10 protein-coding genes are annotated in these 15,948 nt (G+C 71.1%); 3 read left to right on the top strand and 7 right to left on the bottom strand.

The window, feature by feature from the left end:
- Nucleotides 1-573: 573 nt before the first annotated feature.
- Nucleotides 574-5,988 carry a family 43 glycosylhydrolase gene (locus ID574_RS37785; RefSeq protein ID WP_223167487.1) on the top strand — a complete coding sequence of 1,805 codons (5,415 nt, stop codon included), beginning with the start codon at nucleotides 574-576 and terminating at the stop codon, nucleotides 5,986-5,988.
- Between the two features lie 88 nt (nucleotides 5,989-6,076).
- Nucleotides 6,077-6,892, top strand: coding sequence for an ACT domain-containing protein (locus ID574_RS37780; RefSeq protein WP_188193788.1), 816 nt, complete (start codon nucleotides 6,077-6,079; stop codon nucleotides 6,890-6,892).
- 92 nt (nucleotides 6,893-6,984) lie between these two features.
- Here the strand turns inward: ID574_RS37780 and ID574_RS37775 are convergent, their stop codons facing one another.
- The 7 genes from ID574_RS37775 to ID574_RS37745 are packed head-to-tail and all read right to left on the bottom strand — an operon-like array spanning nucleotide 6,985 to nucleotide 14,838.
- A complete protein-coding gene (locus ID574_RS37775) occupies nucleotides 6,985-8,349 on the bottom strand; it encodes an aminopeptidase P family protein (RefSeq protein WP_188193787.1) in 1,365 nt (454 codons plus the stop codon).
- A complete protein-coding gene (locus tag ID574_RS37770) occupies nucleotides 8,342-9,616 on the bottom strand; it encodes an alpha/beta fold hydrolase (protein ID WP_188193786.1) in 1,275 nt (424 codons plus the stop codon). The genes ID574_RS37775 and ID574_RS37770 overlap by 8 nt, the downstream gene beginning before the upstream one ends.
- Nucleotides 9,613-10,431: an ATP-binding cassette domain-containing protein gene (locus ID574_RS37765; RefSeq protein ID WP_188193785.1), complete on the bottom strand. Its 819-nt coding sequence runs from the start codon at nucleotides 10,429-10,431 to the stop codon at nucleotides 9,613-9,615. The genes ID574_RS37770 and ID574_RS37765 overlap by 4 nt, the downstream gene beginning before the upstream one ends.
- The gene (locus ID574_RS37760) at nucleotides 10,428-11,240 is read right to left on the bottom strand and encodes an ABC transporter ATP-binding protein (RefSeq protein ID WP_188193784.1); all 813 of its coding nucleotides are present in this window, start codon (nucleotides 11,238-11,240) and stop codon (nucleotides 10,428-10,430) included. Before ID574_RS37760 ends, ID574_RS37765 begins: the two co-directional genes overlap by 4 nt.
- Nucleotides 11,237-12,232, bottom strand: coding sequence for an ABC transporter permease (locus ID574_RS37755; protein ID WP_188193825.1), 996 nt, complete (start codon nucleotides 12,230-12,232; stop codon nucleotides 11,237-11,239). The genes ID574_RS37760 and ID574_RS37755 overlap by 4 nt, the downstream gene beginning before the upstream one ends.
- Nucleotides 12,232-13,152, bottom strand: coding sequence for an ABC transporter permease (locus ID574_RS37750; RefSeq protein WP_188193783.1), 921 nt, complete (start codon nucleotides 13,150-13,152; stop codon nucleotides 12,232-12,234). The genes ID574_RS37755 and ID574_RS37750 overlap by 1 nt, the downstream gene beginning before the upstream one ends.
- A complete protein-coding gene (locus ID574_RS37745) occupies nucleotides 13,153-14,838 on the bottom strand; it encodes an ABC transporter substrate-binding protein (protein ID WP_188193782.1) in 1,686 nt (561 codons plus the stop codon).
- 213 nt (nucleotides 14,839-15,051) lie between these two features.
- Between ID574_RS37745 and ID574_RS37740 the strand changes: the two genes are divergently transcribed.
- Entirely contained in the window at nucleotides 15,052-15,948 is an 897-nt protein-coding gene (locus ID574_RS37740) for a serine hydrolase (RefSeq protein WP_188193781.1), read from the top strand.

Raw genomic sequence — 15,948 nt, 5'->3', positions numbered from 1 at the left:
GCGGCGGGTCTCCCCTCGACCATGTCGGACACTCCGCTGCCCGAAGGCGTCCACGCCCCGTTTCGTCCCTGCTCCGGGGTTGTCTGCTGACACGGATTCCAGAGTCCGCCGCTGAGGAAGCACGGCGAAGTGGATCTGCTGACGTGTGTCCAACGTAGCCACCAAGGTCACCTCCTTGTGCGTGGTGGCTGGGTCTGGTCACTCCGGCCGGCCCTCTCAGCGGGGTAAGGCAGGCCCCGGCCTTCAGGCTGGGGAGCGAGTGACGATGTCCTTCTGCACGGCGGGCCCATGTGACGTGCCCGCCTACCGTACCTTCACGTTAAGTGACCGATAGACTACCGGAATTCAGCGATGCAGGTGGAACGTTTGAGCGGAACGTGTGTTGCCGTCCTATGCGCAGTCGGATCGCGCAGGTCACTTGCTTCTTGAATGCGGACCGTTGAGCACCCTGGAGCGCTTCACTTAGAAGATCGTTCACCGTCCCTCTTGACGGTGGGCACACCCGCGGTTAACACTCTCGCAACACGTTTAACGCGCAGTGTGATGTTAGCGCTAACAATTGAGGAGTCGCCGATGCGACGACGCGGTTCGGCGTGCCTGGCGGCGTTAGCCGCCACGGTTTCGCTCGTGGCGCCGCCCGCCCAGGCAGCGGCCGCCGACGGCCCGGTGCTGTGGTACAAGCTCGACGAGCAGGCGGGCACGGTAGCGGCGGACTCGTCCGGCAACGCCCGCCACGGCACGGTCCGGGGCACCCCGGGCTGGGGCGACGGGCTGACGTTCAACGGCAGCGACACCGACGTGAAGCTGCCGAACGACGTCATGAAGGGCATGGACTCGATCACCGTGTCCACGGACGTCCTCGTCGACCCCGGACAGCGCACGCCGTACTTCATCTACGGCTTCGGCAACACCAGCGGCACCAGCGGCAACGGCTACCTGTTCGCGACCGGCAACCACCTGCGCGTCGCCGTCGCCAGCGGCAACTGGTCGACCGAGCAGAACACCCGCCTGTCGACCTCGTACAACCTGGCCCGCGGCGGCTGGAAGCACCTCGTCTACACCCAGACGGGCACCACCGGCGTCCTGTACGAGGACGGCGTGGAGATCGCCCGCAACGCCGGCGTCACCATCGCGCCGGGCTCGATCGGCGGCGGCACGACCACGGCCAACTACCTCGGCCGGTCGCTGTACTCCGCGGACCGGCTCTTCCAGGGCAAGCTGCGTGACTTCCGCATCTACGACCGGGCGATCAGCGCGGACGAGGTGAAGGCGCTGGCGCAGACGACCGTCACCGCCGCGCTCGCCGCCGACGAGCAGGCCCTCACCCTCGGCGACACCAGCGCCGTCATGGCCGACCTGACGCTGCCGGCCACGGCGCCCGGCGGCTCCAAGGTCACCTGGGCCACCAGCGACGCCTCGGTGGTCACCGCCACCGGCAAGGTCACCCGGCCCGCCAACGGGCAGCCGCCTGCCAAGGCCACGCTCACGGCTACCCTGACCAGGGGCGCGCTCACCGACACGAAGATGTTCGAGATCACGGTTCTGGCAGAGTACGACAACGTGAAGATCGCAGAAGAGGCCGCGGCCGCGCTGACGGTGCACAACATCGACGACGTACGCGGCAACCTCACCCTCCCCGTCACCGGCCAGAACGGCACCACGGTCTCCTGGGCCTCCGACAAGCCGTCGGTCATCACGCCCACCGGCGAGGTCACCCGCCCGGCGCACGGCGCCGGCGCGGTCACGGTGAAGGTCACCGCCACGGTCACCAAGAACGCCGCAACCGCCACCCGCCAGTTCACCGCCGAGGTGCGCGAACTGCCGGCCCAGCAGGACCTCAAGGGCTACCTGTTCAGCTACTTCACCGGTGAGGGCACGGCGGACGGGGAGCAGGTCTACTTCGCCCTCAGCCGCGGCAACGACCCGCTGCGCTGGCGCGAGCTCAACGGCGGCAAGCCCGTGCTCACCTCCACGCTGGGGGAGAAGGGCCTGCGCGACCCGTTCATCATCCGCTCGCCCGAGGGCGACAAGTTCTATCAGATCGCCACCGACCTGCGGATCTTCGGCAACGGCAACTGGGACGCCGCCCAGCGCGCCGGCAGCAAGTCGATCATGGTGTGGGAGTCGACCGACCTGGTCAACTGGGGCGAGGGCCGGCTGGTGAAGGTCTCGCCCGACACCGCCGGCAACACCTGGGCGCCGGAGGCGTACTACGACGAGACCCTCGGCTCGTACGTCGTCTTCTGGGCCTCCAAGCTCTACGCCGCGGACGACCCGAACCACACGGGCGACACCTACAACCGGATGATGTACGCCACGACCCGCGACTTCCGCACCTTCAGCGAGCCCAAGGTGTGGGTGGACCCGGGCTACTCGGTGATCGACTCGACGGTCATCGAGCACGACGGCACGTACTACCGCTACACCAAGGACGAGCGGAACAACACCTCGACCACCCCGTGCAGCAAGTTCATCCTGGCCGAGACGTCCACCTCGCTGCTCGACACCAAGTGGGACTTCCTTTCCGAGTGCATCGGCAAGGGCGCCATGAGCCAGGGCGAGGGCCCGACCGTCTTCAAGTCCAACGACCAGGAGAAGTGGTACCTGTTCATCGACGAGTTCGGCGGGCGCGGCTACATCCCGTTCGAGTCGACGAACCTGGCCTCCGGCACCTGGACGCCGTCGGCGAACTACTCGCTGCCCGCCCGGCCCCGCCACGGCACGGTCATCGGCGTCACGCAGGCCGAGTACGACCGGCTGCTGCGCGCCTACGCGCCCGGCCAGCTCGTGGAGAGCACCGAGGAGGTCGAGGTCGTCACCGGCGTCGGTGACGCGCCGATCCTGCCGGAGAAGGTGAACGCCACGTTCGCCGACGACAGCACCGGCTCCGTCGCCGTCACCTGGGACGAGGTCCCGCCCTCCGCCTACGCCCAGGCGGGCAGGTTCACCGTGCAGGGCACGCTGCCCGACGGCGCGTCGGTGCGGGCCAAGGCGACGGTCACCGTCTCGGCCGAGGGCGTGCCGGTGCGGAGCCTCACCGTCTCGCCCGCCGAGCTGCGGCTCGGCGTCGGCGTGAGCCGCCAGGTCAAGGCCGTCGTCGAGCCCGCGAACGCCACCGCCAGGCAGCTCACCTGGGCCAGCGCCGACCCGTCCGTCGCGACGGTCAGCGCCACCGGCCTGGTGACCACGGTCAAGGCGGGCAAGACCGAGATCACGGTGCGCACCGCCGACGGCTCCAAGACCGTCACCATCCCCGTCGAGGCCACCACCGCCATCCCGGCCGACCTGCTGCTGCACTACACCTTCGACGAGAAGGGCGGCACCGTCGCCCGCGACGCCTCCGGCCGCGGCCACGACGGCTCCTACGAGCGCACCCCGGCCTGGGGCGACGGCGTCCACGGCGCGTCGTTCAAGATGGCGGGGGGCGCCGGCACGTCGACGACCGCGCCGTACGTCACCATCCCGAACGGCGTGCTCAAGGACGTCTCCGACGTGACCGTGGCCTTCCACGTCAAGTGGAACGCCTCCGCCACGGCCAACCAGTGGATCTACGGCCTCGGCCCGGACCGCAACAAGTACCTGTTCACCGGGCCCCGCAACGGCGCCGGCGTGCTGTTCTCGGCGATCACCACCGGCAGCTGGCAGGCCGAGTCGTCGATGCGGCACTCGTCGGCGCTGCCAGGCGGCGAGTGGAAGCACGTCGCGGTGACGCTCGACTCGGCAGCGAAGACGATGATCATGTATCTCGACGGCGTCGAGATCGCCCGCGTGGCGAACGTCACCGTCAAGCCGTCCGACCTGTACGACGCCGCCAAGACCTACGGCGGCTACATCGGCAGGTCGCTCTACGCCGAGGACCCGTACTTCTCCGGCGAGGCGGACGACTTCCGCCTCTACGGCAGGGCGCTGACGGCCACCGAGGTGTACGCGCTCGGCGGCGACCCCACGGCCGTCATCAAGGCCGGCGTGCCCGAGCTGAAGGTCGCCGCGCTGGTCGACTCCGCCAAGGGCGAGATCAAGCTGCCGGTCAAGGAGGGCACCGACGTCACCAGGCTGGCGCCGGAGCTCACCCTCGCGCCGGGAGCCACGGTGAGCCCCGCCTCCGGGACCGTGCGCGACCTGTCGGAGCCCGTCACCTACACGGTGACCGGGTCCGACGGCTCCACCCGCGAGTGGAAGGTGAGCGCGCTGGTGATGCGCAGCCCGGTGCTGCCGGGCCTGTACGCCGACCCGAACATCGCCGTCTTCGGCGACCGCTTCTACATCTACCCGACCACCGACGGCTTCGCCGGCTGGAGCGGCACTCAGTTCAGGGCGTTCTCCTCCACCGACCTGGTGCACTGGCAGGACCACGGCGTCATCCTCGACCTGGGACCCGACGTGTCGTGGGCGGACAACAGCGCCTGGGCGCCGGCCATCGCGGAGAAGGACGGGAAGTACTACTTCTACTTCAGCGGCGGCATGGCCACCGGCAACACCGCCAAGCACCTCGGGGTGGCCGTGGCGGACTCGCCGGCCGGGCCGTTCCGCGACGCCCTCGGCAAGCCGCTCGTCCCGGCCGGGACCTACTCCGGGCAGATGATCGACCCGGCGGTGTTCCAGGACGACGACGGGCAGCACTACCTGTACTGGGGGAACGGCAACTCCTACCAGGTGCCGCTGAACGCCGACATGGTGTCGTTCGACGCCGCGAAGGTGAAGACATACAAGCCGTCCGGATACAACGAGGGCTCCTTCGTGATCAAGCGGGACGGCACGTACTACTTCATGTGGTCGGAGAACGACACCCGCAGCGAGGACTACCAGGTGGCCTACGCCACCGGCGAGACGCCCCTCGGCCCCTGGACCAAGCGGGGCGTCATCCTGCGCAAGGACCTCTCGCTCGGCATCAAGGGCACCGGCCACCACTCGGTGGTCCGGGTGCCCGGCACCGACGACTGGTACATCGCCTACCACCGCTTCGCCATCCCCGGCGGCGACGGCACGCACCGGGAGACCACGATCGACCGGCTGGAGTTCGGCGACGACGGGTCGATCAAGGCCGTGACGCCGACGCTGGAGAGCGTCGATCCCGTCGCGATCGTGACCGCGGGCCCCGACGCATCCGGCGCCGAGGGCGCCCCGATCCGGCTGACCGGCACGTTCTCGGGGGCGGGCGCCCCGTCCTGGCGGTACGAGGCCGCCGACGGGGCGGAGGGCACGTGCGCCTTCGCCGACCCCGGCGCGCCGGAGACCACGGTGACGTGCACGGACGACGGCACGTACCGGGTCACGCTGGCCGCCGGGCGCAGCCGCGACACCGCGACCGTCACCGTGGCCAACGCCGGCCCGGTCATCACCGGCGCGGCGGTCCCGCAGGACCCCGTCGCGGCGCGCAAGCCCGTCGAGGTGACCGTCACCTACACCGACGCGGGCGCCGCCGACACCCACACGTGCGAGGTGGACTGGAAGGACGGCGCCACGGGACCGTGCGCCGACGGGCACGCCTACGCCGAGGCCGGGATCTACCAGCCGGTGATCACGGTCGCCGACGACGACGGCGGCAAGGTCGTGGTGACGGCCGGGCCGGTCGTGGTCTACGACCCGGAGGCCGGGTTCGTCACCGGTGGCGGCTGGATCGACTCGGCGGCGGGCGCGCAGCCGGGCCGGCCGTCGGCGGCGGGCAAGGCCGTGTTCGCCTTCGTGTCGGCGTACAAGCCGGGGTCCACGAGCCCGAGCGGGGAGACCGTGTTCACCTTCCCGGCAGGGAAGCTGCTCTTCGCGGCCACCCGGTACGACTGGCTCGTGGTGACCGGCGGCGAGGTCCGCTACCGGGGCGCCGGGAAGCTCAACGGCAGGTCCGGGTACGCCTTCGCGGTCACCGCCGTGGACGGGACGCCCGACCGCTTCCACATCAGGATCTGGCGCGAGGAGAGCGGCGAGGTCGTCTACGACAACCAGGGCGGCGACGTCGGCGGCGGCGAGATCGTCGTCCACACACGGAGGTAAAGCGGAGGCCGGGCGGTGAACGCGGTTTAATGCCGCCGCAACCGCCACGGCCGTGATCATGTAACAACCCCTGCGGACACTGGGTGCCATGAGCGACGCACCCAAGAAGTCCGGACATGGCACCTCGTGGCGGCGAGAGATCGTCGAGCTCGCCGCCCTGTTCCTCGCGGTGGGCTTGGCGCACCTGCTCGCGACGTTGCTCGGCCACCAGGACCCGGGCCCGGTCGTGCTGGTCGGGCTCGGCGTGGCGGTGATCGTCGGAGCCGCGATCCACAAGCGGATGGGCCGCCGCCCCCGGCGCAGCGAAGCGGCGCTGCCGGTGGACGAGGGCGCCGGGTCGCCGATGGCGTTGTGGCGCATCCGCATGCGGGTGGTCGAACGCCCAGGCCGCCTGGCGACGGTGGCCGGCGCGTTCGGCCGCCTGGGATGCAACATCCTGGCGCTGCACATCGCGCCGACCGGCAGCAGCGCCATCACGCCCGCCGGCTGCGACGCGCTCGACGAATTCGTCATCGAGGCGCCGCCCGGCCTGGCGCTCGACGTGCTGGCCAAGGCGCTGACCGAGGCCGGCGGGCACGACGTCGTCATCGTGCCCGCCCACGTCAAGGACCTCACCGACCCCGGCGTGCAGGCGCTGGTGCTGGCCCAGCGGGTCGGCGCCGACCCGGACCGGCTGCCGGAGGCCATGGCCGAGCTGCTGCGGGTCTCGCAGGTCGAGTGGCGGCGGCCCGGCGACACCGTGGACGAGGGCGCCGAGCTCAACACGACCATGGTGATCTCCGTGAACCCCGACCGCGCCCTGCTGATCAGGCGGCCCGAGCTGCCGTTCACGCCCACGGAGGCGGCCAGGGCGGCGGCCCTGACCGCGGCGGCCCGTCAGGCCCGCTACACCGGCACGGCATGACCGCCACATGGGCACGGCCTGACCGCTACATGGGCACGGCCTGACCGCTACATGGGCACGGCCTGACCGCTACCGCTGGCGCGGCCTGACTGCTACACCGGCACGGCCTGAGCCCACTTCTCCAGGCCTGCCGCGTCGATGGGCAGGGCGGCCGAGAGGATCTCCGCGCCGTCCGCCGTGACCAGCAGGTCGTCCTCGATCCGCACGCCGATCCCGCGCAGCTCCGGCGGGACCGTGCGGTCGTGGGCGTGGAAGTAGAGCCCCGGCTCGACGGTCAGCGCCATGCCGGGCGCCATCCGGGCCCCGTGGTAGGCCTCCGGGCTGGAGCGGGCGCAGTCGTGCACGTCCAGGCCGAGGTGGTGGCCGATGCCGCAGATCAGGTAGCGGCGGTGGTGCTGGCCGTGCTCGGACAGCGCCTCGTCCACCGACACCGGGAGCAGCCCCCAGTCGTGCAGGCCGTGCGCGATGACCTCCATGGCGGCGTGGTGGAAGCCGGTGAACGCGCGGCCCGGCGCGACCGCCGCCAGCCCGGCCCGGTGCGCCCGCTCCACCAGGTCGTGGACCTGCCGCTGGAAGGGGGAGAACGACCCCGACACCGGGAAGGTGCGGGTGACGTCGGCGGTGTAGTGGCTGCGCGCCTCGACGCCCAGGTCGAGCAGCAGCAGGTCGCCGGGGCGCACGGGCCCGTCGCAGCGGGTCCAGTGCAGGATCGGCGCGTGCGGGCCGCTGCCGACGATGCTCGCGTAGCCGGGGCCGTTGCCGTGCGTCCTGGCGTACCGGTCGAACGTGCCCTGCAGCCAGCGCTCGCCCGCGCCCGCCACCGCCGCCGGGAGCTCGGCGAGCACCGCCGCGAAGCCCTCCACCGTGCGGTCGACGGCGGCCCGCAGCTGGGCGACCTCCCACTCGTCCTTGATCATGCGGAGTTCGGCCAGGGTCCGCCCGAGCTCCTCCGAAGGGTCCGGGAAGGCCCCGGCGAGCAGGGCGCCGCCGGGCGGCGCGGCGAAGTCCGGCAGCGGACGGACCTCGACGCCGAGCGCGGCCGACCGCTCGGCGAGCGACGGCGACGGGCCCACCCATAACTCGCCGTGGACGGCGTCGGCGAAGAAGCCGCTGTCGCCGGGGCGGGCCGGCGGCGGCAGGTACAGCGTGGCCTCGCCGCCGGCGATCACGGCCACCGCCTGCTCCGCGGCGCAGCCGGTCAGCCAGAAGAAGTCGCTGTCCACGCGGAAGTCGTAGGCGGTGTCGTTGCTGCGGACCGGCGCCCGGCCGGCCGCCACGACCACGGTCACGCCGGGCAGCGCGGCGGCGAGGCGAGCCCGGTGGGCGGCCGCCGCCTCGGGCGCGCCGGGAACCAGGTCCGGGGTGCGAGCGGGGTTGTCCCAGCCCTGGGCGATGTACTCGGTGAACGCGGGGATCTCGGACAATTTGGGCAGATTGGGCGGCCTGCCGTCACTCACCGGTGATTTCTCCTCCCGCGTCGCGGACCAGATCGGTCAGCCTGGCGAAGACGCGTTCCTCGCCGATGCCGTCGTGCTCGTACTCGTTGGTCACCCAGGCCTGGGTGTTGCCGACCCGGGAGGCGGTGTCCAGCTGCAGGCCGGAGTCGACGTACATGTCGTCGAAGTAGACGGCCGCGGCCACCGGCACCTCGTTGGCGGCCAGCCGGTCCAGGTCGTACAGCCGCGGCCAGTCCGCCCGCTCGGCGAGCAGCTCCACGGCGGCGCGGAACGGGCGCAGCGCGCGGATCTCCTCGAACATCCACGGGTAGATCATCTCCCCGGTGAACAACAGCGGCCGGGCGTCCTCGGCGAAGGCCGGGTGCCGGGCCCGCTCCCGTTCGGCCGCCCACGCGCTCGCGCCGGGACCGGAGCCGTAGATGCTCTCCTGCAACGCGGCGAACAGCGGGTTGTCGGCGAACGACGTGCGGGCCAGCACCTGGTGCAGGAACGTGTCCGGGAGCCCTTCGGCCTCGTCGAGCAGCCAGTGCATGCGCTCGTAGCCCGGCTTCATGCCGAAGTCGAGCCCGAGCGACTGCAGCCGCCGCACGGTCAGCACGTCGCCGTCCGGCAGCAGCACGTCACCGACGGCCAGCCGGTCGGCGAGGCGCGCCGCCGTCTCCACGTGGTGCGGGTAGCGGCGGTAGAACGCGGCGTTCTTGGCCGCCACCCGGGGATAGGTGCGGCGGTAGACCTCCGCGGCGTCCGGCTCCAGCGCCGGCAGGCCGCCCGCCACGTAGCAGGCGGCGAGCCCCTCAGGCGCCGCCGACAGGTACGTCAGCGTCAGGAAGCCGCCGTAGCTCTGCCCCAGCGTCGACCAGCGTCCGCCGCCGAAGACCGTCTTGCGCAGGTGCTCGGCGTCGGCCACGATCGAGTCCGCGCGGAAGCGGGCCAAACGATCCGCGCCCTCGCGGGCGCCGAGCGCGCTCATCACCCGCCCGTCGACGCGCGAACTGCGGCCGGTGCCGCGCTGGTCCAGCAAGATCACCCGGTACGTCTCCAGCGCCCGCCCCAGCCATCCCGACGTGCCCACCGGCCGAGGACCCTTGCCGCCGGGACCGCCCTGCAGGAACAGCAGGAGCGGCAGGTCCTCGCGGTCTTTCGCCGGGGCGACCAGCTCGCGGGCGAACACCTCGATCGCCTCGCACGGGTCCGACCAGTCGAGTGGCACCTCGACAACGTGGTCGCGCACCCGCATGCCGGGGATCGTGTACGTCGCGGTGATCATGCCTGCACCCGTTCCCTTCTGCGGCGGTCCCACTCGGGGTTGATGCGGGGGACGGCGGCCAGCAGCGTCCTGGTGTACTCGTCGCGCGGGTCGCCGAACACCTGCGCGGTGTCGCCGAGCTCGACGATGCGCCCCTTGCTCATCACCGCCACCCGGTGCGCGATCTGCCGCACCACGGCCAGGTCGTGGGCGATGAACACAAAGCTGAAGCCGCTCTCCCGCTGCAGCCGCCGCAGCAGCTCGATCACCTGCGCCTGCACCGACACGTCCAGCGCCGACACGGCCTCGTCGCAGATCACCAGCTTGGGGTTGACCGCCAGCGCGCGGGCGATGCCGATGCGCTGCGCCTGACCGCCGGAGAACTGCGCCGGGTAGCGCAGCGAGTGGTCCGGATTCAGCCCGACCCGCTCCATCAGCTCCTTGGCGTGCGCCCGCCGGCTCCCGTTGGGCGCGATGCCCTGGTAGACCAGCGGCGCCGTCAGGATCCGCTCCACCGTGTGACGCGGGTTGAGCGAGGAGAACGGGTCCTGGAAGACGACCTGGACGCCGGCGCGGAAGCGGGCCAGCGCGGCGCCCTTGGCGCGGGTGACGTCCTCGCCGTCGAATTCCAGGCTGCCTTCGGTCGGGTCCATGAGCTTGGCGATCATGCGGGCGGTGGTGGACTTGCCGCTGCCGGACTCGCCCACGACCGCCAGGGTCTCGCCCGGCCCCACGTCGAAGCTCACCCGGTCGACGGCCGTGAACTCGGCCTTCACGCCCAGCGGGCCGCGTGCCGCGAACCGCTTGGTCAGGCCGGTCGCCCGCAGCAACGTCATGCGGTCACTCCTTCGTCCAGCGGGTCGTCGATGCGCGGGATGCTGTCCAGCAGCATCCGGGTGTAGTCGTGGCGGGGTTCGGCGAACACCTGCTCGGCGGTGGCGTACTCGACCTGCTCACCCTGCCGCATCACCAGCACGCGGGTGGCGATCGAGCTGATCACGGCCAGGTCGTGCGTGATGAACACCAGGCCCATGCCGCTGTCCTTCCGCAGGCCGGCCAGCAGGCCCAGGATCTGCGCCTGCACGGTCACGTCCAGCGCCGTGGTCGGCTCGTCGGCGATCAGCAGCTCCGGCGAGCACACCAGTGCCATCGCGATCATGACGCGCTGCCGCTGACCGCCGGAGAACTGGTGCGGGTAGTAGTCCACCCGCCGCTCCGGGTCGGGCAGCCCGACCTGCTGCAGCGCCGCGATCGCGACCTTCCTCGCGTCCTTCCCCGACCCGCCCCGGTGGGCGCGGTAGACCTCCTCGATCTGCAGGCCCACCGTGTAGTACGGGTTCAGCGACGACAGCGGATCCTGGAAGATCATCGACATGCGGTCGCCCCGCAGCCGCCGCAGCTCCCGATCCGGCCGCCCGAGCAGCTCCACGCCGTCGAGCCGCACGCTGCCGCTCGCCCGGGCGCCCTTGGGCAGCAGCCCCATGACCGCCAGGCTCGTCATCGACTTGCCGGAGCCCGACTCGCCGACGATGCCGAGCGTCTCGTCCCGTCCGAGGGTGAAGGACACGCTCCTGACCACGTCAACCGGCCCGCGCGCGGTCGGGAAGGTGACGGTGAGGTCCTCCACGACAAGCAGGTCGCTCATCTCGCCGTGATCCTCACTCTCGGGTCCAGCGCCGTGTACACCAGGTCCACCACCACGTTCCCGACCACCACGAAGAACGCCGCCAGCAACGTCACCGCCATGATCACCGGCTGGTCGTTCTTGGCGATGGAGTCGGCCGCCATCTTGCCGACCCCGTTCAGCCCGAACACCGTCTCGGTGATCAGCGCGCCGCCCAGCAGCGCCGCGAAGTCCATCCCGAAGATCGTCGCGATCGGCGTCAGCGCCGGGCGCAGCGCGTGCCTGCGCATGGTCAGCACCGGGCTCAGCCCCTTGGCCCGGGCCGTGCGCATGAAGTTCTCGGCGAGGGTGTCGATCACGTTGGCGCGGGTGAGCCGCGCGTACAGGCAGGCGTAGCCGGCCGCCAGCACCACCCACGGCATGAGGTACGACTGGAACCACACCACCGGGTCGTCCCCGAACGCCACGGCCTGCGGGAACGGCAGCACCTGCAGCTGCACCACCAGCACGTACTGCAGGGCCAGCGCCAGCACGTAGTTCGGCACGCTGGAGCCGCCCAGCGCCAGGCCCATCGCCGCCCGGTCCCACCAGGTGCCCTCCTTCACCGCGCTGACCAGCCCGGCCGCGATGCCGACGAGCAGCCACAGCACCGCCGCGCCGATCGCGACGGTCGCGCTGACCGGCAGCCGCTCCACCACCATGTCCCACACGGACTGGTTGGTCTGGAAGCTGTAGCCGAGGCACGGGGCCGCGCAGTGCACCAGGTTCGCGCCCTCGCCGTAGTCCCTCCCTGCGAAGATGCCGATCAGGAACGAGAAGAACTGCGTCAGGAACGGCTCGTTCAGCCCCAGCGCGTCGCGGATCTGGTGGATCCGCTCCGGCGTGCACGTCTTGCCGCAGATCATCACCGCCGGGTCCGGCGACAGCGTGAAGAAGATGACGAACGTGAACAGGCACACCAGCAACAGGATCACCACCACGCCGGCGGCCCGCCCGGCCAGGTAACGCGCCATCACGAGGCCTCCCCGGCGTCGAAGGCGGCCCGCAGCCGGTCGCCCAGCACCGTCAGCGACAGCACGGTCAGGAACAGGAACGTGCCGGGGATGGCGAAGTACATCGGGTCCACCGCGTACCAGCCGACCGAGCTCGCGATCATCTGTCCCCACGACGGCGTCGGCGGCGCCACCCCGACCCCCAGGAACGACAGGCCCGCCTCGGTGCCGACGTAGCCGGGCACGGCGAGCGTGGTCATCACGATCAGGGAGCTGCGCAGGTTCGGCAGGATCTCCTTGAACACCAGCGCCCCCGTGGAGGCGCCGGACGCCCGTGCGGCCTCCACGAACTCCCTGTTCACCAGCGTCAGCGTCTGCCCGCGCACCACCCGCGCCAGATAGGGCCAGCCGAACCCGCTGATCACCAGGACCAGCAGCACCTCCCGGTTGCCCTGCGGCAGCGACGACAGGATGGCGATCATGAAGATGAGCGCGGGGAACGCCATCAGGAAGTCCATGATCCGGCAGATCACCTGGTCCACCCAACCCTGGACGAACCCGGCCAGCATGCCCAGCACCACCCCGAGCAGGGTCGTCAGGGCCGTCGCCGCGGCCGCGATCAGCAGCGACACCCGCGCCCCGTAGGCGATGCGGGCCAGGATGTCGCGGCCGTTCTGCGGCTCGACCCCGAGCGGGTGCTCGGCGCTGATCCCGCCGAACGCGCCGTGCGGCACCCCGCCGAGGTCGGTGTTGACCGCCGCGGTGTCGAACTCGTTCGGGCCGTGCCCGCTGATCGCGCTGATCAGCGGCGCGCCGAGCGCCATCAGGACGATGAGCGCGAGGAACGCGGCGCTGAGCACCGCGCCCCGGTCGCGCAGCAGCACGCCCGCGACGCGCCGGCCCGACGTGGCCGGCGCGCCCGGGTGAATCGCGAGTGCCATCTACTTCGTCGGCTTCGCCAGCCCGACGGAGACCAGGTCGATGCCGCCGGAGTACGCGCTGGACTGATAGGCGCCCGCGATGTTCGCGCCGACGACGAGCACGGCCTTCTCATAGGCCAGCGGCACCACCGGCGCCAGCTTCATGATCTGCTTGTCGAGCTCGCCGTAGGCGGCGTTGGCCTCCTGGACGTCGTCCATCCCGGCGATCTCGTCGATCCGCTCGTTGATCCCCTTGTCGTTGATCTGCGCGAGGTTCGCGTTGCCCTTGGCGGTGATGTTCCGGCCGTCGAACAGCGGCGGCAGGAACGTCGCGCCCGACGCCCAGTCCGGGCACCAGCCGGTCACGGCCGCGTCGTGCTGCTGTGCCGGCGTGCCGATGACCTCGTAGAACGTCGACGTGTCGATGTTGTTGATCTTGACGTTGATCTTCACCTGCTTGAGCGCCTCCTGGATCGCCACGGCGACCGCCGTCATCTTCGGCACCGGCCGGCTGTCCAGCGTCATGGTGAACCCGTCGGCCAGGCCCGCCTCGGCGAGCAGTTGCTTCGCCTTCTCGACGTCGTAGGGGTAGGGCTCGTAGTCGGCCCGGCCGGCGACCGTGGGCGGCTGGATCGAGGTGCCCTTGGCCGCCAGGGTCGCGCCGCCCATCGCGGCGACCACGGTGTCCTTGTCGACCGCGTGGTTGATCGCCTGGCGCACCCGTACGTCGCCCAGGGGTTTCTTCGTGGTGTTCAGGCCCATGTAGGTCGTGCAGCCGTTGAGCCCGGACAGCGTGCGCGCCTTGATCTGCGGCGCCTGCGCCCGCGCCACCGTCTGCGCCTGGATGGACGGGCCGATGGCGTCGGCGTCGGCGCCCTGCCCGGCCAGCAGGCGCTCGTCGATGGTCGCCGGGTCCAGGCCGAACGTCCACTGGAAGGCGTCGGGCTTGGCCGCGCGCACGGTGTCGGTCTCGCGCTTCCACTGCGGGTTGCGTACCAGCTTGAGCGAGGCGTTGCGCTGGTAGCTCTCCACCTTGTACGGCCCGCTCGCGATCGGCTTGCTGTCGAAGGCAGCCGCCGCGCCCGTTCCCTTGGGGAACGGGGTGAAGCCGGACAGCGCCAGCGCACTCGGGAAGTCGGCGAAGGGCTTCTTGAGGTGGAAGACCACCGTCTTGGCGTCGGGTGTCTCGATCGTGTCGAGATCACCGGACAGGTAGGGGCCCTTGTAGTCCTTCGGCGCCTCCAGCAACATCCGCGCGTACGGGTTGCCGATTCCGGCCTCGGGGTCGAACATGCGTGAGACGCCGAACTTGACGGCCTCGCTGGTGATCGGCGTGCCGTCCTCGAAGAACAGGTTGTCCTTGAGGGTGAACGTCCAGGTCTTGGCATTGTCGGATGCCTTGCCCAGGTCCGTGGCGAGGTCGGGGACGATCTTCGTGCTCTCGGCCCCGGGCCCGGCGCCGAACGTCGTCAGCCCCCGGTAGATGAGCCGGAAGAAGTTGTTCACGCCGCCGTCCCAGCCGCGTGCCGGATCCAGGTGGGAGAAGTCCGCGTTGGCCAGGACGTGCACGGTGCCGCCGGTCGCCGGGGTCGCGCCCGGCTCGCCGGACGAACCGGTGGCGGGGGCCGCGCCGCCGCCGCCTCCGCATGCGGTGAGGGCCATCAGGACGGTCACGGTGACGCTCGCGAGCGCTGCCGATCTCCTCATGTCACCTTCCCAGTAATGTGTGCCATTGCACTGAACCCTAGGTGTCAGGGAGATGTCTTGCCAAGGGTCAAGAAGGCGATTAAAGAGAACGTAACGCCCGAAGATCGCGTAACGTGCCGGCAGGCGCCGGCCGACGGGCGAACGCACCGCTTGCCTCCCGCCTGCCCGAGTCGCCCATTGAGGAATCGCCGGGTTCGGGGTGGAGTCGACTCCATGGGAGACGATCACGGGATCGCGCGGCTGTTCGCCGGAGCCGGCTGCGACGGGTGGCTCTGCGTGCTGGACGCGGACGGCGACGGCGAGGTCTGCCTCGGTGCCGACGAGCAGGTCGTGGCCGCCTCGGTGGTCAAGGTCGTCGTCGCGCTCGAGGTCTTCCGCCAGGCGGAGGCCGGGGAGCTCGAACTGCGGGAACGGGTGCGCGTCCGGCACGGCGACCGCACCGGCGGGCCCACCGGGCTGTCGCTGTTCGCCGACGAGGCCGAGGTGTCGGTGCGAGACCTGGTCACGCTGATGCTGACGGTGAGCGACAACACGGCCACCGACCTGCTCCTGGAGCGCGCCGGCCTGGACCGCGTGGCCGCCACCCTGACGGAGCTGGGACTGGAGGACACCGTGATCGCGTTCACGCTGCGGGCCATGCTGGACTCCATCGGCCGGGACGCGGGTTTCGCCGGCTGGGAGGAACTGATGGCGGCCCTGCCCGACCCCGTCCTGGAGGACCGCATGCGGGCCGCCCGGATGATGGATGCCGGGCACTCGATCCGCACCACGGCCAGGGACATGGCCAGGCTGCTGCGGCTGATCTGGCTCGACCGCGCCGGGCCGCCGGTGGCGTGCGCGCGGGTGCGCGGGCTGATGGAGCAGCAGGTGACCCGGCACAGGCTGGCGATGGGATTCCCTGACGACGTGCGCGTCGCGGCCAAGAGCGGCGGGCTGTTCGGAGTCGTCCGCAACGAGGTCGGGGTCGTACGGCTCCCCGACGGCCGCCGCTACGCGGCCGCGGTCTTCACCCGGGCCCACCGCCCCCACGCCGGCGACAAAAAGATCAACACAGTGATCGGCACCGCGTCCGCGCGGGCCGTCGCGGTGTTGCGCCGCCGACTGCAGTGA

The organism is Nonomuraea sp. SYSU D8015, assembly GCF_008065375.1.
In the GTDB taxonomy this organism is placed as follows: domain Bacteria; phylum Actinomycetota; class Actinomycetes; order Streptosporangiales; family Streptosporangiaceae; genus Nonomuraea.
This window is presented reverse-complemented; position numbering and strand designations above follow the sequence as displayed.

Coding starts and splice junctions, on each gene's coding strand:
- ID574_RS37770 (WP_188193786.1), bottom strand. CDS start 9,616: ATGATCACCGCGACGTACACGATCCCCGGCATGCGGGTGCGCGACCAC.
- ID574_RS37760 (WP_188193784.1), bottom strand. CDS start 11,240: ATGAGCGACCTGCTTGTCGTGGAGGACCTCACCGTCACCTTCCCGACC.
- ID574_RS37750 (WP_188193783.1), bottom strand. CDS start 13,152: ATGGCACTCGCGATTCACCCGGGCGCGCCGGCCACGTCGGGCCGGCGC.
- ID574_RS37755 (WP_188193825.1), bottom strand. CDS start 12,232: ATGGCGCGTTACCTGGCCGGGCGGGCCGCCGGCGTGGTGGTGATCCTG.
- ID574_RS37740 (WP_188193781.1), top strand. CDS start 15,052: ATGGGAGACGATCACGGGATCGCGCGGCTGTTCGCCGGAGCCGGCTGC.
- ID574_RS37745 (WP_188193782.1), bottom strand. CDS start 14,838: ATGAGGAGATCGGCAGCGCTCGCGAGCGTCACCGTGACCGTCCTGATG.
- ID574_RS37780 (WP_188193788.1), top strand. CDS start 6,077: ATGAGCGACGCACCCAAGAAGTCCGGACATGGCACCTCGTGGCGGCGA.
- ID574_RS37765 (WP_188193785.1), bottom strand. CDS start 10,431: ATGACGTTGCTGCGGGCGACCGGCCTGACCAAGCGGTTCGCGGCACGC.
- ID574_RS37785 (WP_223167487.1), top strand. CDS start 574: ATGCGACGACGCGGTTCGGCGTGCCTGGCGGCGTTAGCCGCCACGGTT.